The organism is Paenibacillus vandeheii, from assembly GCF_030433635.1.
Lineage (GTDB): Bacteria > Bacillota > Bacilli > Paenibacillales > Paenibacillaceae > Paenibacillus > Paenibacillus vandeheii.
Genome location: NZ_JAROCD010000004.1, coordinates 413609 through 440599, shown reverse-complemented (window position 1 = coordinate 440599; position 26991 = coordinate 413609). Strand labels below are relative to the sequence as shown.

The 26991-nt window shown below is 43.9% G+C and carries 30 protein-coding genes and 2 pseudogenes; 20 read left to right on the top strand and 12 right to left on the bottom strand.

The window, feature by feature from the left end; all coding sequences use genetic code 11:
- Positions 1-32: 32 nt before the first annotated feature.
- On the bottom strand, positions 33-944 hold the full coding sequence (locus P5G61_RS10010) for a helix-turn-helix transcriptional regulator (RefSeq protein ID WP_301246306.1): 912 nt from the start codon (positions 942-944) through the stop codon (positions 33-35).
- A gap of 98 nt (positions 945-1042) precedes the next feature.
- Between P5G61_RS10010 and P5G61_RS10005 the strand changes: the two genes are divergently transcribed.
- The 3 genes from P5G61_RS10005 (at position 1043) to P5G61_RS09995 (ending at position 2963) form a co-directional block, all read left to right on the top strand.
- Positions 1043-1984, top strand: a complete 942-nt coding sequence (locus P5G61_RS10005; protein ID WP_301246305.1) for an alpha/beta fold hydrolase — start codon at positions 1043-1045, stop codon at positions 1982-1984.
- A complete protein-coding gene (locus P5G61_RS10000; protein ID WP_301246304.1) occupies positions 1960-2559 on the top strand; it encodes a YdeI/OmpD-associated family protein in 600 nt (199 codons plus the stop codon). Before P5G61_RS10005 ends, P5G61_RS10000 begins: the two co-directional genes overlap by 25 nt.
- Positions 2560-2846: 287 nt before the next feature.
- Entirely contained in the window at positions 2847-2963 is a 117-nt protein-coding gene (locus P5G61_RS09995; RefSeq protein ID WP_218640665.1) for an alpha/beta fold hydrolase, read from the top strand.
- 143 nt (positions 2964-3106) lie between these two features.
- Here P5G61_RS09995 and P5G61_RS31910 read toward each other — a convergent pair whose 3' ends face one another.
- From P5G61_RS31910 to P5G61_RS09985, 3 genes are all read right to left on the bottom strand, one after another.
- Entirely contained in the window at positions 3107-3601 is a 495-nt protein-coding gene (locus tag P5G61_RS31910; protein WP_363325736.1) for a hypothetical protein, read from the bottom strand.
- Between the two features lie 45 nt (positions 3602-3646).
- Positions 3647-3982 carry an IS110 family transposase gene (locus tag P5G61_RS31905; protein ID WP_363325735.1) on the bottom strand — a complete coding sequence of 112 codons (336 nt, stop codon included), beginning with the start codon at positions 3980-3982 and terminating at the stop codon, positions 3647-3649.
- A 468-nt stretch (positions 3983-4450) separates the two neighbouring features.
- Positions 4451-4900 (bottom strand): MarR family winged helix-turn-helix transcriptional regulator, encoded by a 450-nt coding sequence (locus tag P5G61_RS09985; protein ID WP_301246303.1) that lies wholly within the window; start codon positions 4898-4900, stop codon positions 4451-4453.
- A 149-nt stretch (positions 4901-5049) separates the two neighbouring features.
- Here P5G61_RS09985 and P5G61_RS09980 point away from each other — a divergent pair, with 149 nt between their 5' ends.
- From P5G61_RS09980 to P5G61_RS09960, 5 genes are all read left to right on the top strand, one after another.
- On the top strand, positions 5050-5802 hold the full coding sequence (locus tag P5G61_RS09980) for an SDR family oxidoreductase (protein ID WP_301246302.1): 753 nt from the start codon (positions 5050-5052) through the stop codon (positions 5800-5802).
- A 91-nt stretch (positions 5803-5893) separates the two neighbouring features.
- A complete protein-coding gene (locus P5G61_RS09975) occupies positions 5894-6865 on the top strand; it encodes an aldo/keto reductase (protein ID WP_301246347.1) in 972 nt (323 codons plus the stop codon).
- Positions 6866-7389: 524 nt separating this feature from the next.
- A complete protein-coding gene (pyrH, locus tag P5G61_RS09970; protein WP_076290102.1) occupies positions 7390-8127 on the top strand; it encodes a UMP kinase in 738 nt (245 codons plus the stop codon).
- A gap of 192 nt (positions 8128-8319) precedes the next feature.
- A complete protein-coding gene (locus P5G61_RS09965; RefSeq protein ID WP_301246301.1) occupies positions 8320-8706 on the top strand; it encodes a MerR family transcriptional regulator in 387 nt (128 codons plus the stop codon).
- A 59-nt stretch (positions 8707-8765) separates the two neighbouring features.
- Entirely contained in the window at positions 8766-9587 is an 822-nt protein-coding gene (locus P5G61_RS09960) for an NAD(P)-dependent oxidoreductase (RefSeq protein WP_301246300.1), read from the top strand.
- Between the two features lie 148 nt (positions 9588-9735).
- On the opposite strand, the gene P5G61_RS09955 is transcribed toward P5G61_RS09960, so the two are convergent.
- Positions 9736-10053 (bottom strand): SDR family NAD(P)-dependent oxidoreductase, encoded by a 318-nt coding sequence (locus P5G61_RS09955; protein ID WP_301246299.1) that lies wholly within the window; start codon positions 10051-10053, stop codon positions 9736-9738.
- Between the two features lie 242 nt (positions 10054-10295).
- Between P5G61_RS09955 and P5G61_RS09950 the strand changes: the two genes are divergently transcribed.
- A complete protein-coding gene (locus P5G61_RS09950) occupies positions 10296-11381 on the top strand; it encodes a 5-methyltetrahydropteroyltriglutamate--homocysteine S-methyltransferase (RefSeq protein WP_079348396.1) in 1086 nt (361 codons plus the stop codon).
- A 28-nt stretch (positions 11382-11409) separates the two neighbouring features.
- The gene (locus tag P5G61_RS09945; RefSeq protein WP_301246298.1) at positions 11410-12900 is read left to right on the top strand and encodes an aldehyde dehydrogenase family protein; all 1491 of its coding nucleotides are present in this window, start codon (positions 11410-11412) and stop codon (positions 12898-12900) included.
- A 260-nt stretch (positions 12901-13160) separates the two neighbouring features.
- Here P5G61_RS09945 and P5G61_RS09940 read toward each other — a convergent pair whose 3' ends face one another.
- On the bottom strand, positions 13161-13613 hold the full coding sequence (locus P5G61_RS09940; RefSeq protein ID WP_301246297.1) for a HEAT repeat domain-containing protein: 453 nt from the start codon (positions 13611-13613) through the stop codon (positions 13161-13163).
- Positions 13614-13898: 285 nt separating this feature from the next.
- Between P5G61_RS09940 and P5G61_RS09935 the strand changes: the two are divergent.
- The 7 genes and pseudogenes from P5G61_RS09935 to csaA all read left to right on the top strand — a co-directional run.
- Positions 13899-14036: pseudogene (locus P5G61_RS09935) on the top strand (DNA alkylation repair protein); the annotation flags it as partial.
- A gap of 231 nt (positions 14037-14267) precedes the next feature.
- Positions 14268-14843, top strand: coding sequence for a TetR/AcrR family transcriptional regulator (locus P5G61_RS09930; protein ID WP_301246296.1), 576 nt, complete (start codon positions 14268-14270; stop codon positions 14841-14843).
- Positions 14844-14851: 8 nt separating this feature from the next.
- Complete coding sequence (locus tag P5G61_RS09925; protein ID WP_301246295.1) at positions 14852-15109, top strand: hypothetical protein; 258 nt, start codon at positions 14852-14854, stop codon at positions 15107-15109.
- Positions 15110-15203: 94 nt separating this feature from the next.
- On the top strand, positions 15204-16055 hold the full coding sequence (locus P5G61_RS09920; RefSeq protein WP_301246294.1) for an SDR family oxidoreductase: 852 nt from the start codon (positions 15204-15206) through the stop codon (positions 16053-16055).
- Positions 16056-16108: 53 nt separating this feature from the next.
- On the top strand, positions 16109-17200 hold the full coding sequence (locus P5G61_RS09915; RefSeq protein ID WP_301246293.1) for an FAD-dependent monooxygenase: 1092 nt from the start codon (positions 16109-16111) through the stop codon (positions 17198-17200).
- Between the two features lie 117 nt (positions 17201-17317).
- The gene (locus P5G61_RS09910) at positions 17318-17641 is read left to right on the top strand and encodes a putative quinol monooxygenase (protein WP_301246292.1); all 324 of its coding nucleotides are present in this window, start codon (positions 17318-17320) and stop codon (positions 17639-17641) included.
- Between the two features lie 94 nt (positions 17642-17735).
- Positions 17736-18068 (top strand): chaperone CsaA, encoded by a 333-nt coding sequence (gene csaA, locus P5G61_RS09905; RefSeq protein ID WP_063211748.1) that lies wholly within the window; start codon positions 17736-17738, stop codon positions 18066-18068.
- A 176-nt stretch (positions 18069-18244) separates the two neighbouring features.
- Here csaA and P5G61_RS09900 read toward each other — a convergent pair whose 3' ends face one another.
- From P5G61_RS09900 to P5G61_RS09885, 4 genes are all read right to left on the bottom strand, one after another.
- Positions 18245-19336, bottom strand: coding sequence for a Ger(x)C family spore germination protein (locus tag P5G61_RS09900; protein ID WP_301246291.1), 1092 nt, complete (start codon positions 19334-19336; stop codon positions 18245-18247).
- Between the two features lie 2 nt (positions 19337-19338).
- On the bottom strand, positions 19339-20517 hold the full coding sequence (locus P5G61_RS09895; protein ID WP_301246290.1) for a GerAB/ArcD/ProY family transporter: 1179 nt from the start codon (positions 20515-20517) through the stop codon (positions 19339-19341).
- On the bottom strand, positions 20451-21908 hold the full coding sequence (locus P5G61_RS09890; RefSeq protein WP_301246289.1) for a spore germination protein: 1458 nt from the start codon (positions 21906-21908) through the stop codon (positions 20451-20453). The genes P5G61_RS09895 and P5G61_RS09890 overlap by 67 nt, the downstream gene beginning before the upstream one ends.
- A gap of 419 nt (positions 21909-22327) precedes the next feature.
- On the bottom strand, positions 22328-23467 hold the full coding sequence (locus P5G61_RS09885) for a zinc-dependent alcohol dehydrogenase (protein WP_301246288.1): 1140 nt from the start codon (positions 23465-23467) through the stop codon (positions 22328-22330).
- Positions 23468-23620: 153 nt separating this feature from the next.
- Here P5G61_RS09885 and P5G61_RS09880 point away from each other — a divergent pair, with 153 nt between their 5' ends.
- Positions 23621-23878, top strand: coding sequence for a hypothetical protein (locus P5G61_RS09880; RefSeq protein WP_301246287.1), 258 nt, complete (start codon positions 23621-23623; stop codon positions 23876-23878).
- A 335-nt stretch (positions 23879-24213) separates the two neighbouring features.
- Here the strand turns inward: P5G61_RS09880 and P5G61_RS09875 are convergent, their stop codons facing one another.
- A complete protein-coding gene (locus P5G61_RS09875) occupies positions 24214-25242 on the bottom strand; it encodes a zinc-binding alcohol dehydrogenase family protein (protein ID WP_301246286.1) in 1029 nt (342 codons plus the stop codon).
- Between the two features lie 129 nt (positions 25243-25371).
- Here P5G61_RS09875 and P5G61_RS09870 point away from each other — a divergent pair.
- Positions 25372-25591, top strand: a pseudogene (locus P5G61_RS09870) (LytTR family transcriptional regulator); the annotation flags it as partial.
- A 13-nt stretch (positions 25592-25604) separates the two neighbouring features.
- Here the strand turns inward: P5G61_RS09870 and P5G61_RS09865 are convergent.
- Entirely contained in the window at positions 25605-25994 is a 390-nt protein-coding gene (locus tag P5G61_RS09865) for a winged helix-turn-helix transcriptional regulator (RefSeq protein ID WP_301246285.1), read from the bottom strand.
- A gap of 148 nt (positions 25995-26142) precedes the next feature.
- On the opposite strand from P5G61_RS09865, the gene P5G61_RS09860 reads away from it, so the two are divergent.
- Positions 26143-26661 carry a DJ-1/PfpI family protein gene (locus P5G61_RS09860; protein WP_301246284.1) on the top strand — a complete coding sequence of 173 codons (519 nt, stop codon included), beginning with the start codon at positions 26143-26145 and terminating at the stop codon, positions 26659-26661.
- Positions 26662-26991: the final 330 nt, after the last annotated feature.

Below are 26991 nucleotides of genomic sequence, written 5' to 3'. Positions count from 1 at the left end.
AGTTGAAGGTTGAAGCTTTAATGCTAAATATATCAGGAATAGTTCTCCATCATTTGATATAAATAATTTCGAAAGTCTTCAACATAGGTTTTGGGCTCTACAACTTTTAGATGAGTGCCGAAGCTTGCTAAAAGTTGAAATCCCATACGATTTTGTGGGACATAAATGGTTGCTAATAAAAATCCAGAACTATGGTCTTCAATACTTCTTCGACCATACCTTTCGATGATTTGATCTTTTATGCTAGGCGATATCCATGCCTTAATCGTGACGAATTCAGGTAGATAATTTGCTTCGTGTACTTGCTCTGACCAATCGTCTCTAGGATGAAACGCGCGTTCATCCATAGTAATATGATCGATCCGAGGTAACTTGAAAGTTCGATATCCCTGTCGATGTAAACAGAATCCTTTCAAGTACCAACTCGATTCGCTAAAATGCAGCTCATAGGGCTCGACCATTCTATTCGTTACAGCCCCGTCCTTATCTGTATAATCAAACGAAACCAGCCTCTTATTTGAAATGGATTCTTGACATGTCTTTAAGGTTTCAAGAATCTCGGACCGACCTTCCCAATCATAAAACGACAGTTGAATGGAACGATTTAGAGACAATGGACTAACCATTGCCTCTATTTTTTTTATCGTTCTTTCAACTTCTTCAGTACGGAGGATTTGTTCCAATCCGCCGAGCGCAGTTAATATATTCTGTAAATCGGAGCTGCTTAAAAGGCGTTTATCAACCTTGTATTCATCCATTATGCCGTAGCCCCCTTTTACCCCATTGACAGAGTAGATCGGGATGTTCGATAAGCTCAATGTTTCCATATCGCGAAGGATCGTTCTTTTGGAGACATTGAATAGTTGTGAGAATTCCCTTGTAGAAACAACCTCTTTTTTCAGCAATATCATGATAATCGAAATGAGTCTCTCCACTTTGTACATAATTGCCCTCTTTTTTTACATGATTTCAGAACGGTGACACCTAGATGTCACCTTTTATCCATTATACTACAAGTATCACAAGAAGGAGGTTTTAATTTATGTTTAATCCAACCGATTTTCCCAAGCCCGCCCTTATTTCAGCCAACGGTGTGGAACTCGAAGTGTTTGAAGCAGGCCGAGAAAACGCAGGAAAACCTATTGTACTCTGCCACGGCTGGCCAGAGCATGCCTTTTCTTGGCGCCATCAGATGGACGCACTTGCCGCAGCGGGCTACCATGTCATCGTCCCCAACCAGCGGGGTTACGGCAACTCATCCCGTCCGACCGAAGTAACAGACTATGACATTGAACACTTGTCGGGTGATCTCATCGCGCTTCTCGATCACTATGGATACGAGGACGCTACCTTTGTCGGTCATGACTGGGGTGCATTCGTCGTTTGGGGACTGACCTTGTTGCATCCAAACCGCGTCAATAAAGTGATAAATCTGAGCTTGCCTTACCAAGAGCGCGGAGAAAAACCCTGGATCGAGTTCATGGAAGAAATACTTGGCGGCGATTTCTATTTCGTCCACTTCAATCGACAGCCAGGCGTCGCGGACGCCGTATTCGAAGACAATACATACAGGTTCCTTCGCAACCTGTACCGGAAGAACGAGCCTCTCAGAGCACCTGAGCCAGGTATGGCGTTGATCAATCTCGCCAGAGCAGAAACGCCGCTCGGTGAGCCCGTATTGAGCGAAAGCGAGCTGGCCGTTTACGTCTCCGCTTTTGAAACATCAGGGTTCACGGGCAGCATAAATTGGTACAGGAACCTTGACCGCAACTGGCGCTTATTGGCGAAAGTGAACCCAATCATCCAGCAGCCGACCCTCATGATCTACGGCGACCGGGATGTGGTTGCGAAGTCTGAAAACCTGACAAAGTTCGTGCCCAATGTGGAAGTGGTCAATCTGGATTGCGGTCATTGGATCCAGGAAGAAAAGCCGGAAGAAACAAACCAAGCGATTTTAAAATGGCTGGAACAATGGGAGATGTAGTTTTTTTCAACAACCAAGAAGAGTTTAACGATTGGTTAGAAGAACATCATGCTGAAGCTAGTGAAATTTGGGTGGGCTATTTTGGGATAAGTACAGGGCGTGCAAGCCTTACTTGGTCTGCATCAGTAGATGCCGCTCTTTGTTTTGGGTGGATTGACGGTATACGAAAAACCATTGATAAACAAAGCTATAAGATTCGCTTTACTCCGCGCAAAGTAAATAGTGTATGGAGTGCTGTGAACGTAAAGAAGGTAAAAGCACTAATACAGCTTGGAAAGATGAGACCAGAAGGAATGCACGTCTTTAACAACAGAACCGATGCACAAGGCTATTCCTCTGAACAAAGAAACGTGGAACTTGCCAAAGAATATGAAGAACAAATCAAGGCAAATCAAACAGCCTGGCTATTCTTCACTAATTTATCACCATCCTATAAAAGAGATTCTATCTGGTGGGTAATGAGCGCCAAGAAAGAAGAAACACGATTCAGAAGGCTTGGAATATTGATCGCTTCATCTGAAGAAGGGCTAAAATTTCAACATTGCAAAAAAATATTACAGAATAAGGAAATATAAATAACAAAAGAATCGTTAAAAGGATTTTTGGTACTGCATAAATCTGGGTCTATTGTTTCCCTGATCTTTAGGAGAGAGGAGCTACTGTATTTCTCAATCATTTAGGGTTTAATTCTCATCAAAAGTCCGAACGTTTTAAATGCGAGGCATAAATCAAATCGCTAAATGAAGAAGGGATGAAACAGCTCATCCAAAATCGCAACCCCCTTCATTTTTATGGTACAGCCGACCCTCATGATCTATGGTGACCGGGATACGGTCCAGAGGTCTGAAACCTGACAAAGTTCGTGCCTAATGCGGAAGTGGTCAATCTGGATTGCGGTCATTGGATCCAGCAAGAAAAGCCGGAAGAAACAAACCAAGCGATTTTGAGATGGCTGGAAGAGCAGAATGATGCTGAATAGAGTCGCTTAGCAAGCAAAACTTAGAAAAACAATAAGGACACCCAAACAGGCAATGTCATTAAGTTAAGCTCAAAGGTAAGAACGGGAATAAAAATGGAATTCAAAACGGCATGGGTGAGCCCCGTGCCGTTTGTTTTTTTACTTCACGCAAGGAAAAGGCGTATAACTAACAAAGCAGAAATACTGCAATAATTGAACAGGCGGAGAGAAAAGCATCGCTCTATGTTCTGTTCCAATCCGGTAAGATGCTCTTGGTACTGAAGAATGAGGGTAATAAGGACTTTCAAATTGATTAAGTGGCTTGTATACATGGTTTGCTGAAATGGGTTTTGTTTTGCCGCAACTAGCAGCCATTGCACCCGTTGGTTAATCCAGTCCTCTGAACGCCCCCGTTTTGAAGAAAGCAGTTCTTTCATCTTAGATTTGAGTGTGTTTTCATCCGTCTGTAATACTGAATATGAGGTTGGGAATTCACTTAAAAACTGTATTGAAATACCGGAATACATAGCTCCAAAGACACCTTTGTAAGCAGGGAAAACCTGATCTAAAACAGCTTGGAATTGTAGTTTAGTTTGTACACACATCTTTGAAAGAGACTCATATTGTCTTGTAAGATAGCGCAGATTGAGAAGTTGCACCCCTCTTTTCTTAAACGGTTCAAATTCTTCTTTGTAGTACAGCTCTCACAATAGGTAAGCGTCAGCAGCATCCGTCTTTACTTTACGAAGTTGAGACTTCCTAAGCCGATTTGAGATGAGCGGATTAATAACAATATAAATATAATGATGTTCCTCTAGGAACTGAACTACGGGACTTTGATAATGACCGGTTGCTTCTAGAATAAGCAAAGGACGTTGTTGAGATGCAAATTCAACTTCTGTTAAAACTTGAAGGAAATTTGCTAAACCATCTCGAGTGTGCTCGAAGTGGAATATCCCTTGGAATGGCTTTCCGCGCTCTAGAAAGGCTTGTCCATGGCTTTCTTCTTTAGAAATATCTAGACCGATAATTGGATTCATTTCATCTCCCCTTGTAAGTGTAGATTCACCGGCATCCCCTAAGGTTGATCTTCTTGTCGCTCCATAGCATCGCTTGTTATACGGGATCTTAAGTCCCAACCAGCCTCAATCATGGTCATGACAAGTAGGGGTGAACATTATAGCTCTCGGGATCAAGTCCCACGGGCAGGTACGTTCGACCAGGCTACTTTAATCCTCTATGCAAATGAAAAAAGGATCAACCAGAAAGAACTGGTTGATCTCATAATACGAACAGGCAGGAGAGTTGAAGATCAAACGCGGGGAACCGTACCACAAATAGGGCGAAAAGGGGGTGAGCTACCCACGACTGGCGGAAAAGCCGAATTAAACGGGCTGCTGCGTTTCTTGGAGGTACAGATAAAGGGAAAGACCGGTTCAGTCCCTTGTCGTTTTCGAATATACAGCATGAACAGTGCCCAGAGAAACGAACAAGTTAACGAGGCTTTACTAGAGGCTAGGGTCGCTTTTTGTTCTTTCGGCAAGCTTCGTAATCGATTCAATGTCTTGATCGGTTAATTGATCCAGAAAATACTTGCGTATTGCCATTGAGACGATGGGCAGGGCCTCATCCAAAGCTGCTTTTCCGGCAGAAGTAATGATGACCTGGACACCACGATCTGCGTCTAATGGCCCCCTTTTAACAAGGCCCCGTTTTTCCATCCGCGTCAAATGATGGGATAATCTGCTCTTATCCCAGTTCATCGAGTCGGCTAGTTCCTGTTGGCGAAGCTTCCCATCTCCGAATTGAATTAACCGATCTAGTACTCCAAAGTCTCCTTCTGATAGTCCTGTATGTTCAGAAAGCTCCTTAACAACGCGACCGAAGATTCGTTTAAAGGAGCCTTTCCACATATTCCATATTTGCATTTCATCTTCGTTTACTTTGTTGATATCCATGCGAGTATAATATCATAGTTGACACGTCAACCACAAGGTGTTAGCCTATATTCAAGTTGATGTGTCAACCCCTGAGAAAACTCTCGAGTACCAAGTTGATGTATTAACCTGTATTGAGCAGTAAATCCCCACTAAAGGAGTTGTTTCTTATGCAGGATAAACCCGTGGCCTTGGTCACCGGAGCCAATAAAGGAATCGGTCTTCAAATTGCCAAAGATCTCACGGCTCGCGGCTTCACTGTGCTCGTCGGCTCCCGCAATTTCGAGAAAGGGGAGACAGCCGCGAAGAGTGTTGGAGCGGATGCCCATGCCCTCCAACTCGACGTTACAAATCAGGATTCTATCTCCGCCGCGGCAGAGCGCATCAGGAGTGAGCTCGGTCGTCTCGATGTGCTCGTGAACAATGCGGGCATATCGCACCAAGGTCCGACGGGCAGGCCTCTTGAGGAGGTTGGGAAGTCGGGGCGCCCAAGCGTAGCCTCTCTAGAAGAGGTGCGAGCAGTGTTCGAGACGAACGTGTTCGGCGTCATCGCCGTCACGCAAGCGATGCTGCCGCTCCTTCGTGAAGCGCCGACAGCGCGTATCGTCAACGTATCAAGCGGTTCGGGCTCGCTGACGTTGAACGCGAATCCGACTAATTCACATCGCGAGATGTTCGGCGCCGTTTACAGCCCTTCCAAGACGGCTCTCAATGCAATTACGCTCGCCTTTGCCATTGAACTCGAGTCGACAGGCATTAAGGTCAATGCGGTATGCCCGGGCTTCACCGCAACGGATCTCAACAACTTTGAGGGCACGGGCACCGTCGAGCAAGCCGCGCGACATCCCGTGCGCCTTGCACTCCTCAACGAGGACGGTCCGACGGGCACATTCTCAAACGAAAGACGCCAACTCCCGTGGTGACGTAGTCTCGAGTAGCACTGGCTCACCGAGATATGTGTAGACAACCTGAAGGCGTGTGCCTTCCCAATATCCTTAAGGAGTGTGCAATCAAATGGAATATGTAAAACTTGGACGCAGCGGGTTAGAGGTCTCAAAGTTAAGTCTTGGAACCATGAGCTTCGGAGTACCTGAACGCGGCAATACCCCATGGTCTCTGGATGAGGAGCAAAGCAGACCGATAATTAAGAAGGCACTCGAATCGGGCATCAACTTTTTTAGTACCGCCAACATGTATTCCGACGGAACAAGCGAAGAAATTCTCGGGCGTGCTCTAAAGGACTTTGCTCATCGTGACGAAGTCGTCATAGCAACAAAGGTATTTGTTCCGATGCGCAAAGGTCCGAATGCTTTGGGACTTTCTCGTAAAGCTATCATGACCGAAATTGATAACAGTCTAAGACGACTCGGAACAGACTATGTCGATTTGTACCAGATTCATCGGTGGGATCCTAATACGCCAATTGAGGAGACCATGGAGGCTCTTCACGATTTAGTTAAGGCGGGCAAGGTCAGATACATCGGAGCATCCTCCATGTTGGCATGGCAGTTTGCGAAAGCTCAGCATGTCGCAGAGCGCAACGGCTGGACGCGGTTCGTTTCCATGGAGAATAGATTAAACCTGCTCTATCGGGAAGAAGAACGAGAAATGCTCCCCCTTTGCAGAGACGAGGGAGTTGGCGTCACTCCTTACCTGCCTTTGGCTGCAGGCCGGTTAACTCGGGATTGGAATGAGCAGACCGCACGATCAGAGAAGGACCAGGTAGCAAAGGCATTGTTTAATAAAACGGAAGAGGCTGATCGCAAAGTCGCGGAAAGAGTTGTAGAAATTGCAGCTAACCAGGGAGTTTCGCGCGCACAAATTGCACTTGCATGGTTGCTACAAAAGGAAGAGGTCACAGCGCCGATTATGGGTTCGACCAAAATCAGCCATCTGGAAGATGCGGTTTTGGCGTTGTCGGTTAAATTGACTTCTGAAGAAATTACCCGTTTAGAAGAACTGTATATTCCACATCCATTCGTATAAATTTGACGCAAGTAAGGTGTGCATCTGCTAATCATGCAAAGCCTAATTCTTATATGTTCAATTCTATGGAAAGAACTCTTCATGCTATTTCTCATGAAGAGTTCTTTTGCTTTTGTATTGTTACGGTGAACCATACCACAAATAAGGGCAAGTTTTTTTGTGGTATTCTTTGTGAGGCTTGGGTTTATATATATGCTGAAAAAGTACCCAGGGCAATTGCTTTTTGAGTGGAGCATCCTCGTCACATCCCACGGAAGGTGCCTGCCCAAACGGAATTCGCTCCCCGCGTTGTTCTCCAGTTTTAGCCTATAATATATGGTTGGAATTCCACCTCTTACGATAGTTGTGTTTTACTTCCATACAGTATAGAATAAGTTGATGAAAAATTACTCGAAAGGGGTGGGAATATGAGGTGGAAACGGAAGGTTTACAATCAGTCGACTGTTACAATTTCATATTCTCGTTCCATTAAGACACTAAAGCATTTATTGCTTTAGTGTTTTTATTTTATGGGGGTGTAATAATTGTCAAGGTACAAAAGGGTTCTCGTTAAACTAAGTGGTGGAGCAGTAGCAGGAAACTCTGAATTTGGTTTTGAGCCAGAAAGGTTAGACCATATTGCGGATGAAATTATGTCAGTAGTAAATTTAGGCGTTGAAGTATCGTTAGTTATAGGTGGGGGTAACATTTTCAGAGGTAATATGGCGGAAAGCTGGGGGATAGAAAGGGCAGAAGCTGATAACATTGGGACGCTTGCGACTGTAGTAAATAGTTTAATGCTTCGTGGAGTTCTTAAAGCCAAGACCAAAAAGGAAGTACGAGTTATGACGGCAATACCTATTACTTCAGTTGCAGAACCATACATCCGTCTAAGAGCAATCCACCATCTAGAAAAAGGCTATATTGTAATTTTTGCAGGGGGGAACGGTCAACCTTACGTTACAACAGACTATCCTTCAGTACAAAGAGCCATCGAGGTTAATTGTGACGCTTTATTAGTTGCAAAGCAAGGTGTTGATGGTGTTCTTAATGCAGACCCTAAATTTGATAAAGATGCAAGGAAATTTCGTTCGCTTCATTACAACGACGTTTTAAAACACAACTTAAAGGTAATGGACCAATCAGCTTTCATTTTAGCAAGAGACTACAATCTGCCAATGCATGTGTTTAACTTCGATAAACCAGGCTCGATGAAAGAAATTTGTGAAGGTAAGAATAACGGTACGATAATTAGTGGCGAATCAGTTTCAGAGTTGGAATGAAATATGTTAGAAATACTACTTTATACTGATATGTATATCTTGTGGTCAAACTGTACTTTGTGCTTAGATACATCACGGTGAACCGTATCATAAATAGGGCGAAGTTCAGGTGCCTTTACATTTTCCAATCCAAATGCTATCATGAAAACATGACGTTAACGTCATGTTATATCTTGGAAGGAGTGATACATCATGAACCGCATGCGCATTGGCGATTTGACAGAACGAGCCGGGGTAACCCAGCGCACGGTTCGCTATTACGAGAGCATTGGATTGCTTCCATCTGGCGAGCGCGAAGGCAATGGTCATCATTACTACACGGAAGAAACGGTTGCTCGTCTGCATAAGATCGATCAGTTGAAGAAGATTGGCCTAAGTTTGGAGGAAATTCGGGACGTAATCGAGCTTTACTTTACGGATACGAGCGGGGTGCTGCCGAAACAGAAAGTCCTCGGCATACTGCGCCAGCATCTGGCCGACACGGACCAGAAGCTTGAAGCGCTCGGGCAGTTCCGCAGCGATTTGCAGTCGAATATAGAACGTTTCGAGCGATGGCTCGAGACCAATGAAAGCGATTAATTTTTTTACTTAAAACATGACGTTAACGTTATGTTTAGTATTCTATGGAGGTTAAATTCATGAGAGAAAACATTGGATTTATCGGACTCGGACTGCTTGGTCTGCCAGTCGCTTCCAATCTGCTCCAAGCAGGATATGCGTTGACCGTATACAACCGGACCCCAGAAAAAGCGGAACCGCTCGTAGCCCAAGGTGCGCTGCAGGCGGTCCGTCCAGCTGATGCCGTGACAACCGGTGGTATAGTCGTCACCTTGGTATGGGACGATGAAGCATTGGAAGACATCGTCAAAAGCGAAGATTTCTTAGAACGCCTGGGCATAGGCGGTATTCATGTATCAATGAGTACGGTGTCGCCGGATACGGGTAGGAAGCTGGCGGATCTGCACGCGCGGCACGGTTCCGTCTATGTTGAGGCGCCTATCTTTGGACGGCCGGAGGCAGCCGCTGCCAGGCAATTGTGGATTCCAATAGCGGGTCCGCAGGAAGCAAAGGAGCGGGTGCGGCCGCTGCTGGAAGCGATGGGAGCTAAAGACATCTTTGATTTTGGCGAGGAAGCCGGTTCGGCTGTACTCGTCAAACTGATCGGTAACTTCCTAATCGTCTCCGCCGCACGCTCACTGGAAGAAGCACTAGGAATAGCTGAGCGCGGCGGGGTTGATCCCACAGCAGCGGTCAATATGCTTACCAGCACACTGTTTACCGCCCCAATTTATCAAAACTATGGCAAAATGATAGCCGAGAAGTCATCCATATCCGAAAGTAAAATTCCGCAGAAAGATGTCGGCCTCTTGCTGTCGGCGGCGCAAAATGCACAAGTTCCAGCCCCGCTTTCCAGCCTGCTGCTTGATATGCTGGAGAACGGAGATCGGAGCAGAACATAAGGCTGCGGTCGATGTTATTCGTACTCTTGTATAACCGGTCGGCCTGGTTGCGGTTATAAGTGACATTCGGCTCTCAATTCAATACGCTCAAAGGAAAGGCGGCCCCAGGGCCGCCTTTTCGCCGATAGCCCCGTTACGTTGAACCGTATCACAAATAGTGGTAAAGCGGAGGAAGTAAATATTGAAATGAATGAGGCATTTTATTAATACGTATGGTTTTGGCAACCATATCTGGAGGTGAGGCGTAAGACGGGTGTTTCTCCATCTCACCCGGTTCAATTAGTTTTACTTTGATGTTTTGTGATGCTAATTCATAAGATACCGACTCAGAAAAACCCTCCACCGCGAATTTGGATGAATGATACAGGGACATCGTAGGAAAGGTTACTTTTCCACCCATAGAAGGGATGTTGATCAGCAGACTTTCTTGAGTGGATCTAAAGTGTGGCATCATGGTCTTAGTCATTCTGATGACCAAAAACGTTCACTTCAAACTGTCTTCTAATCTGCTCTTCCGTAACTGCTTCTATAAGACCCATTGTTCCATACGTTGTGTTCTTGTTCTATATATTTCTGGGCAATTTCTATAATGCCTGGTCTTTTGCCTATTGTTAAAAGCTATGACTAGCCATGCTTTTTTCATATAACAAGCATTTCTTTTGATCATGCTATACTCATTAGACTAAAAAGTTAGAAGGAGAAATATATATGATACCATTTCGTAATGATCATGTAGGTAGCTTTCTACGTCCTGCAAGTTTAAGTCAGGCACGTGAACAATATAAATCAGGCAACATCACATATGAGGAATTAAGAGCTGTGGAAGATAAAGAGATTATTCGAATTATTGAAAAGCAAAAGGAAAATGGCGTATTGGCAGTTACGGATGGTGAATTCCGCAGAAGCTGGTGGCATTTTGATTTTCTGGGTGGCTTAGATGGAGTAGAGTTGTATGAGCAAATAGATGGACCTAAATTCCATAATATGCAAACGCGCAAGGGCGGGATTCGTGTTGTTGGTAAAGTTGATTTCTCGAGTCATCCCTTTGTTGAGGATTTTGAGTTTTTGAAAAAGCATGCAGGTGACGCAGTGGCGAAACAGACCATTCCAAGTCCTAACATGCTTCTATACCGATTGGAAAATGGCGCCAATATCTATAAGGACCGAGAGCAATTCCTTCAGGATACTATTGCGGCGTATCAAAAAGCAATTCAAGCCTTCTATGATGCGGGATGTCGATACCTGCAACTAGATGATACAGCTTGGGCTGACCTATTCTCAGAAGCTGGTCACGATAAGCTACGTGCTAAAGGTCTGGAACCGGCGAAAGAGTTAAAAACGATGCAGCGAATGATTAATGAATCCTTGTCGCATAAACCGGAGGATTTAGTTGTGACGATGCATATTTGTCGTGGTAACTATAAATCGAATTATTTCTCAACTGGTGGTTATGATTACGCTTCTGAAGTTATCTTTGGAGGCTTAAACGTAGATGGATTATTTTTAGAATTTGATGATGAGCGCTCAGGTGGTTTTGAGCCATTAAAATATGTGAATCGAAAAGATTTGAAAATCGTGCTTGGTTTACTCACATCAAAAACAGGCGAGTTAGAGGATAAAGAACAAATTAAAGCTCGGATTGCAGAGGCAGCAACCTATGTACCACTTGAGCAACTTTGTTTGAGCCCACAATGTGGTTTTTCGTCTACAGAAGAAGGCAATATTTTAACGGAAGAACAACAATGGCGTAAACTTCGTTATGTGAAGGAAATTGCAGAAGAAGTTTGGAATTAATCAATCTAATTAACGGAGGGGATGTAAAATGACGATACAAGCAGACCAAGAGACAATTATAGTTGAAGCGTTCATTAATGGTCAAAATGTAAAATCCCTTTCGCAGTTAGCAAAAGAGAATCCGACAAACCCAACTGAGATCGTAGGCTATTTCCCTGTCACTACGAAAGAACAAGCGGTTGAGGCGATTGAAGCGGCGGCAGGAGCTTTTAAAACATGGAAGCAGACCTCCATTGATGAACGCATTATTATGATGCGCAAGGCGATCGAGAAGATTAGAGCAGCTGAGAATGAAATTGTCCATTTATTGTCTAGAGAGCATGGCAAGCCCCTGTATGATGCACACGGTGAAATTTATGTTTCGTTAATGTGGATGGAGTTTGCTTGTAATGAAGCCAAATCGGCACTACAGGAAGAGATCAAAGAGCATGAGAATGGTAAAACTATTCTTTCCTATGATCCAATTGGTGTGGTGGCAGCGATTAGTCCATGGAACTATCCCATTGCTTTATCTACGATTAAGATCGCTCCTGCCTTACTTGCGGGCAACACGATTGTGCTTAAACCCAGTCCATATGCGCCACTGGCGGCAGCGAAGGTGGCAGAGATTATCGCGAGTGAGTTCCCCGCTGGTGTAATCAATGTCGTTCATGGTGATGCGGATGTGGGCGTTGAACTGACCACGAATCCTCATGTTACGAAGATCGCCTTTACAGGTGGGACCGCAACAGCTAAGCATATTATCAAAGCTGCTTCGGAAACGATTAAGGATATGACGCTTGAGCTTGGTGGTAATGATGCAGCTATCTTCTTGGAAAGCTTTGATGTTCATGATGAGCGAGCAATGCGCCGGATTGTCATTTCTAATTTCTTGACAGCAGGCCAGATCTGTATGATTGCCAAACGTGTGTATGTACACCGTTCTATTTATGATGAGTTTGTGGAAAAATATATAGAGGCGGCAAATCGCTGGATTCGAATTGGTGATCCCTTTGATTCAAATACGACGGTAGGTCCGGTGAATAACCTGAAGCAGAAAAATTACGTGCTTGGTTTGGTTGAAGATGCGCAAAAGCGCGGGGCTAAGGTCATCCCTCTCGGCCAAATTCTTGATCAGAAGCTGTTTGACCAAGGTTACTACCTACAACCTACGCTTGTTTTAGGTTGCGATGTTCATGATCCGATTGTGGTGGAGGAACAGTTTGGTCCTACGGTTCCGATTCTGCCATTTGACGATGAAGAGCAGGTTATTAATCTACACAATGAAAGCATATATGGATTGACGAGTTCTGTGTGGGGGAAAGAAGAGGATGCCATCTCCGTCGCACGTCAACTCGAAGCTGGAACGACAATGATCAATACAGCTGCTGTGCAGGGTCTCGATGTTCGGTTCCCTTTCGGTGGCTTCAAGCAATCTGGTATTGGCCGTGAATACGGCGCGGAAGGCATCCGCACTTATACAGAAAAGCATGTCATCAACGTTCCGAAGACACTGGATCTTCCTTATATACCAGAATAAATCTTATAGCACACAACTTCGACATCGTACAGGGAATGTACATGTGAAATTGAATGTAGGCTCTAACTTTGCTCTGGTGGCAATCAAAATAATAAGAAATAAAGAAGCCACTCCATTTTTTGGAGTGGCTTTGTACTCAGCTATTATACGGTGAACGGTATAATAGCGATCGTGATAAAGCAAAGGGGCGAGTTAAAGTTACAATGTTAAATCAGCCCGATGGAGACTGTGCAAAGACTACTTTGTAGCTTGTACGGCGGCTATTTTCTACCTAGTGTCTCCCAAATTCCATTGAGCCAGGAGTCGAATTCAGCATCTTTGTCGCCCTCGTAAGTATCATAAATATCCAGACGTGTCTTTTGCAGTTTTTCCTTAAATTGCTCAAATGTGTGATCTTCAGGAAGGCTTTTTTTAATCCGTAGCAAAATTTTGTTAAGACCTTTAAACAGCTCACCTTTGTTTTTGGCAGGCATTTGTACATCTTCATCCAACTGCTTCAGCTTGAAATATGCGGCTTCGCGAACCTGGAACACTTGATCACTTGTCAAAATATGCTGCAGCAACTTAATGGTAGGGGCTGTATCCCAGTTCCCCAATTCGTTCACCGCATTCAGTCTTTCTCTCCAGCTTGCCGTCCGATTAGCCGCTCGTTTGAGCTCTTCAAAGTTTTCCGGTAGTTCGTTAATTGCTCCAATATCATGGTTGTTCGTCAAAGTTCAATCTCCTTAATCATCGCCATCTCGGCAGAATGATGAATGTTAATCAGGTAAACACCATTATAACACGAACCTGGCTAAACTACTTCATTAAAGCCAATTGGTTAGCCTAAAAATCACATTGACCAATTCATGTTTTTGCAAGGGCGACAGGATGAGAATTTCTATTCTCCTTGACAATCTTCTTTTTCTTAATGAAGTCTACCGTGTAAACCCAACCAATCAGTCCACATAGAGGACAGCAATCTCCTTCGCCACGCCGACAGAGGACAGGTTGATGGAGTCATGGGAAAATGGGAAAATAGCCCTTCCGCTCTTCAAAGGCGAGCCTTCTGGTATTATCAAGCCCGATTGAGATGGACTGGACAAACACCGCCTGATAACACCGAAGACTTTTTAAAGACTTTCGCCTCTAGAATGATACGGTGAACCGTATCACAAGTAGGGCGAACAATTTTATTGCGATTTCACTACTAGGTTTGGCTCTGCCCAACTTAAAATATCCACGACAGTAGCTTCATCTCTTCTGTACAATGAGGAAGTTAATCTGAAAGAAAAATGCTCAGTACCTTTTTTGGCTACAGGGATTATGGACACAGGTGTACAACCTTCGTCATGGACATACGCATATAGCACTGCTATAATGGGCGTATGAACACATATGACAAAATATTGGCAGCTGCACTTAAGGTACTCGAAGAGGGGGGTGGAGCCCAATTTTCAACGAGAGCCGTAACTGCGATCGCCCAGGTTACAGCTCCTACGCTCTACCACCATTTCGGCAATGCCGATGGACTTCTGAGTGCAGCTATAGTGGAAGCGTTCAAACAGTTATTTGAAAGCAAGATTGCCGCAGTGGAGTCGACCATTCCAGAGATGGCCCTTCGTCAAGGGTGGGATGACTATGTCCGCTTCGCGGCAGCCCGTCCTCGGATTTATGCGGCAATGATGGGGCGGTTGCTCGAGGGCGCCCATATTGAGGCGGCAAATCAGTCGTATCAAGCACTGGTACAAAATATTCAGAGAGTCGCTGCCGAAGGCAAATTGGCAGTGTCAGCCGAAGCTGCGGCAGATCTGGTCTGGGCTTCCGCCAATACGGCCTCCTGGCTGTACGTGACGGCCCAGATTCGTAAAGCCCCCCCACCCCAACCCGACGTCGTTGATCTCATTCGGGAAAGCGTAATGCAGATCATTTTGATCCAAAGGCCGGACGCCGATTCAAAATAAGGGATTCGATGACAGAGCCTGGAGACTCCAGACAAGGCCCCAATGTGGGCTTTGTTTTGTTTTATGGTAAAGATGAAGGTCCACAAATAGTGGCAAATAAGAGAGATCGCCTATCCAAGCAGGATGGCGATCTTTTTCATTTTCAGAGGGATTCGATGATCTCATTCCTCACGCCACGGTATCTCGTGAGCGCCGAAGTACATCACGCAGCGCTCGCCAAAATGATTTCCAGGCCGCAGGAGGACAACACTTTGCAAAATGTATAGCACCGCTATAGACAGCTCTGTATAGCGGTGCTATAATAACCGTATAACAGCGCTATACAGTGATCCATATTTTACAAAACTCAGGAGGGTTACTATGTCATTCAAAACTCAAGAACTGGTCGTCGTCACAGGTACGTCCAGCGGCATCGGTAGGGCTACCGCGGAGCAGCTCGCCGCTGAAGGATTTCACGTTTTGGCGGGGGTTCGTCGTCAGGAAGACGCCGACAAAATCAAACGCACAAATATCGAGCCGGTGATCGTCGATGTTACCAATATCGACACACTAAAGGCGCTGGCCGAACGGGTGGAGAAAGATCCGCTTGGTCGCCCTTTGCGGGCAGTGGTCAACAATGCCGGCATCGCAGTTAATGCACCTCTTGAGATGGTTCCGCTCGATGAATTTCGCCGCCAGATCGAAGTCAGCGTGATCGGACAGGTCGCGGTTATTCAGGCGCTCACACCGGCCTTGCTGAACAGCGGCGGACGCGTAGTTAATATCGGCTCCGTTGGCGGCAAGGTCTCCATGCCTGGTTTCGGGATATATTCGGCAGCAAAGTTTGCCATGGAAGCAATCAATGACAGCCTCCGGAGGGAGATGGCCTCGTTTGGCCTCAAGGTAATCATGATCACGCCGGGTGGTGTCAGCACTGGCCTGTCGGAGCAAGGGATTACGACAGCGGAGCGGCTGGCCAAGTTGATGACGCCGGACCAGCACCGACGCCATGATCGTCTTTTTGACGCCGTGAAGGCTCAGGCTGAAACGTGGGCAAAGGACGGTATCCGCCCTGAGAAAGTGGCAGCAGTGATTTCACGCGCAATCCACGAAAGAAAGCCACGCACCCGCTATACGGCCGGTCGTGATTCAGCACTGCTGACCCGACTGGTCCGTATTCTCCCAGACAAACTCCTCGACCGGATGCTCCGCAGCCAGATGAAGCTGCAGTAATGGGCAGTTTCACGAATCCTCTTGGACAGAAAGCTAAAATGGGGGAATGAAATATGCCACAAAACAAGTTTGAACATGCCATTATTGTAGGTGGATCTTTAGGTGGTCTAATGATGGGGCTTGCGTTATCTCGTTCTGGTTATACAGTTACCATTCTTGAACGTGCAGATTCATCATTAAGAAATGGTGCTTTTATTCGTTTACACACAAAGCCTTATCGTAATAGTGAAATTGAACGAGAATTAAGACACTTGGCATCCAATGGTAACAACAATGTTGAAGCCTGGTCAGCCATTCAAGAACGGTTGCGCAATGCGGTTGCTCAAGAACCTGGTATTACCCTTCAGCACCATACACGAATTGTTAGTGTTGGGCAAAATGAATCATCTGCTTGGGCTACCAGTGAAGAGGAGCAGACGTTTAAAGGAGACTTTTTGATTGGCGCAGATGGATATCGCAGTATTGTCCGCCGCTATTTAGACCCTGATAAACCATTTGCAGATTATGCTGGCTATCTGGTTTGGGTAGGGAAGGTGGACGAAGAACTGCTGCCAAAGAAAGACTGGAAAAAACGGAAACTTTCGAGCGCTTATTTCAACAATAGTGCTGCTGGTACATTGACAACTGCGGTGATGCCAGGTAGAGAGGGGGGAACCAATCCTGGCCAGCGATGGATTGGCTTCTGCTGGTTTGATCATTCGCATAATCATTTGCTGTCTGAATTAGGTGTATTAAAGGGCGGGATTGCCCAGCACTCCTTATACGGTGAAGCTATTCCGGAGTCGCTGCTAGAAGAACTATCACAAACCAGCCAAGCAAATTGGAATAAAGAAGATGATGCAATTTTGCAAATCGCAATTAGGGACCGCAGTTTAATCGGGGCACCTGTTAATGAATACCTTCCTACTGTATTGACAAAAGGAAGAATAGCCATCATCGGCGACGCAGCTCATACCATGTCACCGATGACGGGAGCAGGCTTTAATGACTCACTTGATGATACGGTTGCCATTATGGACGCCATTAAACATTATCCGAATTCGATAACAAAAGCTTTGGGTGAATACCAAACACGTCGTTTAGATGTGGTTCGTCAAGATGTTCTTGGGGGCCAAGGCTTTAATCGTTCTTTTGGACGATTATAACAGCATTTAACTAAGCCATTGATACATTGGAATTTCAAGCATAAACGTGGAATTTGCCCATTTGAGAAGACGGTAAAACAAAAAATACGAAGTATTTATAAATTAGGAGGAATTAGCATGAACGATACAAAGAACCGTTACGTTACTGTACTCTGGGAGGCGAGAGCTAAGGCAGGGAGAGAAGCCGAGATGAAGGCATTCATGACTGCTGCTGTCACCCCGTCGCGCAACGACCTGGGCAACATTGACTACGAGGCTCACGAGGTAGAAGGCCAGCCAGGAACATTCATCATCTACGAGCGCTGGGAAAACCGGGATGCTCTCGATCGGCACCTGAGCGCCCCCCGGATGCAGGAACTGGTGCCCAAGCTCTTAGAACTGATGGAGGGATCCATTGAGGAAGGGATTCGACTCCTGCAGCCGTTCCGCCCAGCGCAGTAAAACGCAACACCGAGCGGAACTCATTAAGTTCTGCCGGAAAGCGTGAGAAATATTTTCGTGAGCAGTTAAAGACTTTAGTGGAGGAGGTAAAACGGTGGCAACGATCGATGATTTTGCAGCACTAGATATTCGTGTCGGAACGATTAAGGAAGCGGAGTTTTTTGAAGAAGCAAAGATCCCTGCGATAAAGCTTAAGATTGATTTTGGACCGGAGATCGGGATGAAATCCTCAAGTGCACAAATAACTAAGCGTTACAAGGTTGAGGAGATTGTAGGAAAGCAAATTATAGGAATCGTCAATTTTCCTCCTCGGCGCATTGCGGGATTCAAATCGGAGGTATTAGTTTTGGGAGGAGTCCCGGAAAAAGGAGATGTTATTCTATTAAAGCCGGATACTGAAATACCCAACGGTACTCCTATTGCGTAAAAATAAGACTCTAAAAACGACTCAACCTTAAAATCAGTGCTTGACGATTTAGAGCAACAGGCGGTGCTGAATGCAGTCTTTGGAGCGGTTACGATTCCGTGTAGCAGTGAAAGCTTCTTTCCATTCCCAGACACTGCGAAGTAGCGGGGAGAAGGTTAGTAGCATCGGCGGCTACCTCACTTCAACCGCTCCTTTATTAAAGGATGTATTTTGATGTCGTAGTCAACATTAATTTTCATATTTCCCCAATATTTCAACCATTGCTCTTCCGTTATTTGTTTAGAAAACGGCTTAAGCGAATGTGTTCCGACCCCTAAGGGATCCACTTTCAACCGTTGCATACTTTTTAATAATTCTGACGTTTGTTCCTCAAGGTAGACCTCAATCTCATGAATTAAATGTTCCAATTGTTCCTCGCTTTGAATATTCTTTTCTCCCTGGTATTCCTCAATTCTTCCTTTCAATCCCACATGTAAAGACAAGGATGAATAATCACTCGATAGTTTCATGCGAATATTGGATCGAATACGTCCTAAACTGATAGATAACTTTGGAATGGCCAAGACTTTTAAGAAATGATCGTTATCCAGAAGTTGAAAAATTTCATCGCTTACGTCTTGAGTGACCATTACTTCTTTATCATTTCGGAAGAGGGCCGTTCCTACGTAATTGAAATTGTTCTTATCCGCATGAAAAACTGGCAGGATCGGATCCTTAAGAGGGGAATATAACATCTTCATAAATTGATGAATATTGACGATGCTCATTTCACCTTGGTTATGCTCCTCGTAATGCTTTAACATCCGATAAAGAAAATAATCTTGGTTTTCTTGCTTCGTCAATTGATTTTTTATGTATTCATCAAAATCGCCTCTGACAATCAATAAATAGACACGCATTGAAATATCGGGATCAACCAATATCGTATTGATCAGCTTTTCAATGCCTCCTTTTTTTGCCAGCTCCTCATTGATTAATAACATTCGCAGCTGCCCCTGCTTTAATTCCCGATAATAAATTAAATTAAACTCCTTGCCTCCCTGCTTTAACAGATCAACTTCCTTGGAGAGAAAGCGTTTTTTTTCTTTGATGAGTGGTGGTACTAAAGTGCTGATTTTAAACTTTCCTTCCGTCCCCTTGTCAACCGACCAGAAAACGACCGGAGCGATCTCTTCGATCATATTGTTCTCGACATATGGAGAAGAACAACCGGCCATCCACATAAGGCTTACAATCGCCAATAAACCATAATGCTTGTATGGTACCATGCCTACATACTCTCCTTTCGTTTAATCACAGTGAAAAGGATCGTAGGAACAAGTAAATAAATGAATGCGCCGAGCCAGATTTGAATGTTCAGTAACATCTTTTGACCCGGAACCGTTTGCCATAACCATTGATCCATTATGATGATGCTTATCAAAATAACGAACCAACTCGACAATAATCCGATCCGAGTCGTACGTTCGTTCATTTTTCTCATAAAGACTCTTCCGGCTCCATAAAAACACAACAGAAGAATTGAAATGTCAAATACATAATTAAACATATGGAAAGAGATAAGGATGTATTCGATTCGTTCTAAACCGCTCATTTGAAGGTAGCTTCCCATATATACTACCGGAAAGTTGATCTTGCTTAAGAAGTTCGAACCGTAAAACAATACCGAAGCAATGAACAATAATGAATATTCCAAAATCGTCAGCATGTTTCCAATGACCAGATATTTCGATATTTTTTTATTGGAGCTTAACCATGGAACCATAAAGACCAAATATACTGGACCGGAAAATGCCGACCAAATAAACAACAAACCCTGCCATGATTGTCCTGACCATTCGGTGGGTATGAGAGGATACAAATCGCGGTAATTTGCAATCGACGGAAAGAAAAAAGGAATAAACACGATTGCGATCCAAGCCCCGCAAAGAAAGGCGATGATGACAAAACGCAATGTGTTCTCCATTCCATGTGAAGCCACAAATAAGCTGATCAAAAGAATCATTAGGATCAGCCATTTTTTATTCATTGATGGATAAATAAAACTATGGAGCATTTCAACGTATCCCAGTGTGATGATTGAAATTTTTAACAATATTATCAAAAAACCAAGTATTGCGAAAACTTGAACCGCCCGTTTCCCGAAAAGCTGTAAAAATCCTTGATAGCCTTTCGCTGCATAACTGGAAGTAAACCATTTGGACATCATCATCAAATTAAGTTGGGACAGCAGCCCCATCACGACAATTCCCCAAACCATATACGAATGAACCAAATAAACCGGCATGATTAAAATAAAATAATGCATTTGCATGCGATTCACTAAGAAAAGGAAATAGATGCCGCCAAGGGTGGAAGTTCGATTGTATAAAGATAAACTCTTCACTTCTTCATCTCCTTCCGCGATTTCCGCAGTGGTTTTAGGTATTTCGGACGCGTTTTCATCCAAATTAAAGGGCCGCGGATAAAGAGGTCGATCCAATCCTTCCCATAAAAAGGAGCAATCGGCGCTAAATAAGGTTGACCTAATGACGTTAATCCATGGAGATGTGCAAGAATCCCGATCAGCCCGATCACGATTCCCGGCAACCCAAGAAACGATGCAAGGATAAGAAGAAGAACTTGCGTCAGCACCATGGATTTTGTCATTTGGTAATTGGGAACTAAAAAGAAAGCAATAGCGGATATACCCATCAATACAATCAATACTTTACTTGCAAAGCCTGCTTCTACAGCCGCTTGTCCAATGACGATACCACCGATAACCCCTAACGTTTGACTGGTTTTGGTCGGCATTCGCAAACTTGCTTCTTTGATGATTTCCAGCGTTACGATCATGAATAATCCTTCTGCAAACGGAGTAAAGGGCAATTTGCTTCTCGATTCCAATAATACGAAAAGAAGTGGCAGCGGAATCATTTGGTAATGAAATGTCGTTAACGCAACATAAAAAGGAATCATCGTCAAAGAAACAATAAAACTTCCATACCGGATTAAACGTAAAAAACTGGCTACCGGCCAACGAAGGAAGTAGTCTTCCGGCGATTGGAGTAGATGAAAAAAAGTAATGGGAGCAATTAAGGCAAACGGTGAATTGGAGACCAATAGCGTCAGCTTTCCCTCACCTAAGGCGTAGGCGCAGGAATCGGGCCGATCCGTTTGTAGAAACTGCGGAAAGACCGTATGATTATGATCTTCAATAAAAGCTGCAAGCTGAGAGGAGTCTAAAAATTGATCGAAATCCACACTTTTAATTTTCTTTCTTGCAAGGGAAACAAATTCTGGATTAGTTAATCCGTCTATGTACATTAACACAACTTTCGATTTACTTAGTGAACCGATAGTGAAGCTTTCGGTTTTTAATGTCGTTATAGGTAAACGCCTGCGCAACATTGTAATGTTTTTATCGATTTGTTCGCTGAAGCTGTCTTTCGCTCCATATATAACCGTTTCCGTTTCGGAAGGTTGAACTGCCCGACCAAGAGGGTTTTCCAGTTGGACGCATAACCATTGATCGTTGACTGAATCATTTAGAAGAATGAATCCTTGCATTATTTTTTGTTCTGCATCTTCGATCGATATAACTTCTGAAACTTTGGAATTGGTTAAGCATGAAGAAAGCGAATTGCCGGCACATCGATGAAGTGGCTGAATAATCGCCTCGTTTAAACGCTCTTGATTGATTAACGTTTTTATGTATAAAAGATGGACTGAAGCACTCGGACCCATTCTGTGCTCAACGACTTCGGCATCATCCATATGGTTTAATTTCTCTTTTAATTTATCAAGCCATGTGGACATTTGATGATTTTTCATTTGGGGGTCGTATTGTTCTACCATAGTCTTCTTCTCCTTCCTTAAAGTAATCGAAATCATGTCGTGTTATCTTGCTCTGTAATCGGAAAATTATACAACCGGCAATTTGCATTTCAAACCGCATTACGTTTCAGGTTTGATTGCTCTCAAGTCAATAAATGTTGAAGTATTGCAACATTTGAGAGAAGAAGGGAAGTTAAGGAAAAAAGGAGAGCCCCAAATTGAGGCGTATAATAGCAGTTTACGATCAAATTAAAGTAAAAAATAATCCCGAATAAGCTATTGTTGTCCAGCGATATCTATAGATCAGAAAAAAAGAACGGTCTCCAAGGAGCCGTTCTTGGCAAGCAATAAAGAAAGGTACAGACCCGTTATGAGTACAAGTGGAGCTGTCCATCAGAGTACAATGCCCCGTGGAACAGCCCCTCTTTTCATGCCATCTTTTAAGGCTTCAGGATGAATTTAATGCACTCGTCCGCATGGTTATAGAAAGTGTTGTACGCATTATGCGCCTGATCGAGCGGCACTTTATGCGTGATGATCTCCGTTGGATCGAACTCGCCTGCCACAATTTTTTGATACAGCATCGGCATGTAATGGATCACGGGCGCCTGTCCCATGGTCAGCTTTACGTTTCGTTCCCAAATGTTTCCGAACATAAACTGGTTGTATTTAGAACCGTATACCCCCGTAATCTGAATCGTGCCGAATTTCCGTACCGCATTCATCGCGATGTTGATCGGGCTGAGCGTTCCGCCAACCAGCTTGGCCTTCTGCTCTTCCTCCTCCAATGGGGTCTTCTTGCCGTCCATTCCGACGCAATCGATGACGACATCCGCACCCCCGCTCGTTATTTCTTTTATATGCAGCCCCATGTCTTCGAAATCTTCAAAGTTGAAAATTTCGACGTTATTCATTTTTTTGGCATGGTTCAGCCGGTACGGAAGATTGTCGACCGCAATGACCCGTTTGGCCCCTTTCATCCAGGCGAATTTTTGTGCCATCAAGCCGACGGGGCCGCAGCCGAGCACCACCACCGTATCTCCCTGCTTCACGCCGCCATTGTCCACGCTCCAATAGGCCGTCGGCAGCACGTCGGATAGGAAGAGGAGCTTCTCATCCTCCAATTCGCATGACTCCGGAATAACGAAGGGCATGAAATTGCCGTACGGCACGTACAGCAATTCGGCTTGTCCGCCCGAATAATTCCCGTAACGTTCGGTAAACCCAAAGTAAGCTCCCGTATCCACTTGGGGATTGGGGTTGGAGTTGTCGCATTGGCTCTCCATTTCATGCTGGCAGTAATGACAGCTCCCACACGAGATATTGAACGGGAGCACGACCCGGTCCCCTTTTTTGACTTTTGTCACCTCGGGGCCCACTTCTTCGACAATGCCCATCGGCTCATGTCCGACCACGTATCCGGGTTGGGCTTGAATCGCCCCCTGGTATATATGAAGATCGGAACCGCATATGGCGGTCGAGGTGACCCTGACGATAATCCCGTCTTTTTTCTGAATCGTCGGATCCGGGACTTGCGTCACTTGCATGTTCTTCATTCCATTGAATGTTACAGCCTTCATAATCGCCCTCCTGTAATGACATGCTTTGAATTTGCACGAATGTATCTATTATGGAATTGGAGAGTGAGGATTATACATTCGATGTAATGTATTTTCGACAGCCCCGGAGCGCCTAAGAACAAGAAAGGAGACGGAAGAGACGGAAAGATTCACGTGAAAGTAAATTATGAAGGTAATTCCAATCCCGCGTCACGTGATGATTTTAGCGAAACCTTCACTTTGACTGATTATTATAACGTGATTAATGAATCAATGTCTCAAACTTTAATCAATACCACCCAAACAGAACCTGAAAAAATTCAAATCAATGGACAGCCAGCCGTACAATTCGAGTTAAACGGCGAAATCGACAAAATTAAAATTAGCTACCTGGTAAGACTTGTAGAAACGGACGGCAACTTTACTCAATAGCTATTCTGGACTCTTCAAACCCGCATGGACGAAAAACGCGACATGTTCATGAAGGCTGCGAGTACGTTTAAAGAGGTTCAATAATCCAACCATTTCTGCAGACTGAAGAAGACCCTGACACCACAGACGTGGAGTTCAGGGTCATTTTTATGCATCACTTGATTTTCGCTGTTAGAGTGATAAGGGGAACCATATCATAAGTAACGGCAAGTTTCTTTGTGTATATAAATCAGGCTGCGATCAGCAGTCGGATTTATATTTATATCCAATTGCAATTATCGCATCACCGGTTTATCGGGAAACCTCAGTTTTTTATACTCTCTGCAAACAGGTTTTTAAATAAAGCCTTCTAGTACAATTTTACCAATCGTCCTATTGCTCTCCAAAAATTCGTGGGCTTGACGGAGATTTTCTGCTGAGATGGGTCCAAGGACCTCGGCCAGCGTTGTCTTTAATTTTTGATGGTCCACAGCATCAGCAATACGATTAAGCAATAGATGCTGCTCAATCATATCATCTGTTTCGTAAACAGGGCGAGTAAACATAAACTCCCACACGAAGGTGACGCTTTTTTGCTTAAGCAATTTGAGGTCCAGCGGAGAGGTTGGATCATCAATTGCGCATACAACTCCTTGCGGAGAAATAGCTTCGCTAATACCGGCCCAGTGTTTTTCCAAAGCATTCAGGCAAAAAATGTACGGAACGTGTGTAAATCCAATTGCTTGAAGTTGTGGAAGGAACGGGTCATGGTGATTAATGGTATAGTCGGCGCCCATTGATTTAACCCAGCTAACCGTTTCCGATCTGGAAGCAGTCCCGATTACAGTAAGTCCCGCTTGTTTTGCAAGCTGAGTGGCAATGGAACCTACACCCCCGGCTGCACCAATGATCAGCAGAGCCTTTCCTTTGTTGGAGCCCGGATCTTGGGAAATAGACATTCGGGTAAATAACGCTTCCCAAGCTGTAATGGAGGTTAGGGGAAGAGCTGCGGCTTCCACAAAACTTAAGGAAACAGGTTTGCGCCCAACGATTCGTTCATCGACCAGATGGTATTCACTATTTCCGCCTTGTCGTGCAATACTGCCAGCATAAAAAACTTCATCTCCCGGACGAAACAATGAACAGTCCGGTCCTGTCTCTTCGACGACTCCTGCTACATCCCAACCTAGAATTTTAGGAACTTCCTCAACTCTTTCCTTAGGAGCTCGTACCTTTGTATCAACAGGATTGACCGATATGGCCGCAACTTTGACCAAAATGTCACGACCCGTTGCTTTTGGTTTTTCTACAACTACGTCCACCAGACTTTGGGGATCGTCTATTGGAAGGTAACGAGTTAATCCTACCGCCTTCATTGTAGTCATGATGAACCACATCCTTTCCTTATTAGTATGCCCTTTATTAGTACTATATTGAAATGATCACTATTAGCCTTAAGGTCTTAAGGTAAGTGAATTTTAGTTTAATATAGAGGTGAATGAAGTGTTAATAGTATAGAAGATATAACCTTAAGTTCACTGCTAGAGGTCATTAGTAAATTATTTCGGATGAAATTTCGATTGCTGTTCTAATACAAAAGAATATATCTACTATTGGCCAATTAAACGAATTGATTTGAAAAGTAGCGCCGGAGATCCTATAAAGGAAGGAACGATTGCTCATAAAGCAGTGGTAACGAAGCAAAAGGTCTCAGAGTGTATTCAAGAAGCTGTCGAAGAGTAGAGGCTTAATTGTTTGATTCCGGAATATCCATTTCTTTTATGATTTCTGCGATCCGATTTTTTCCCCATTCATACATCATTTCAACGATAGGAAGTAAAGTCATCCCCAATTCAGTCATGGAATATTCCACTTTGGGCGGAACTTCTGGATAAACCTCGCGATGAACTATTCCATCTTCCATCAGTTCTCTTAATTGATTCGTTAATATTTTATGAGATATTTTTGGGAAAAGCCTTTGAAGATCACTGAATCGATAGGGTCCTTCTACACCCAAATGCCATAAAATAACAATTTTCCATTTACCACTTAGAATGGATAAGGTAAGTTCTTTTTCACAATTATAATCACCATTTATGATCTTTTCTTTAACTTCATCTCTAAAAGTATCTGGCATAAGCTCTTACCTCCTTATTCGTATCAATTGTAACCTGTCGGTAACCTTCTTACACAAAAGTGCATTCTTCACAGTGAAGAAAACAAGCAGTAGAATGAAATAGTCGTCTTACCGGCAAATCTTTTTCACTAATTAGGAGGAACTACAAATGAGTAAAAAAGCACTCTTTATTATACCACCAGAACGTTTCAATGAGGACGAATTATTTCAACCAAAAGCCGAATTGGAAAGCAACGGAATTGATGTGACAATTGCAAGTACAAAAACAGGTGAAATCATAGGGGATTATGAAGGTAAAGCAACTGCTGAGGTCATTTTCTCAGACGTTATTGCTTCTGATTATGATGTTGTATCCGTTATTGGTGGATCTGGTACGAACGATCATCTATGGGGGAATCAAGAATTACAAGATTACTTGAAACAAGCGTACACTGATAAAGTTCTTGTAACAGGAATTTGTGCAGGTGCGGTTACTGTAGCTAAAACCGGTTTACTTACCGGAAGAGAGGCTACTTGCTATCCAGTAGATGTACAAAAAGACCAATTAAAAGCGAATAAAGTAACATATGTTGAAAAACATGTTGTTGCTCATGATGATATTATCACTGGTGATGGTCCAGATGGCGCTAAAGAATTTGGAGAAGCTTTAGTAAAAGCATTAAGCTAATTCTACATTTCCTTCTTGAATTTTTATATAATCGAAAGCCTACGGGATTCATTCCGTAGGCTTTTGGCGATTCAAATGTAAGAAAAATACACCAAAAATTAACCCGATATGGACCAAATCAACCTGAGTATGATCTAGCTAATCTGTCACCTAGCGAAGAAAATCCGCTAGAGCCCCAATTGGATTTTTGGGGCTTTTTTTAATGCATGTCTCTTGTAAATTGAATATTAAGGATAAGAAACTGCGTTCCTTCTCTATTAATCTTTCAATTTTATCCATTTTATATATTTTACGATATTTATGAATTGAACTATGGTAAAATATTTCAGG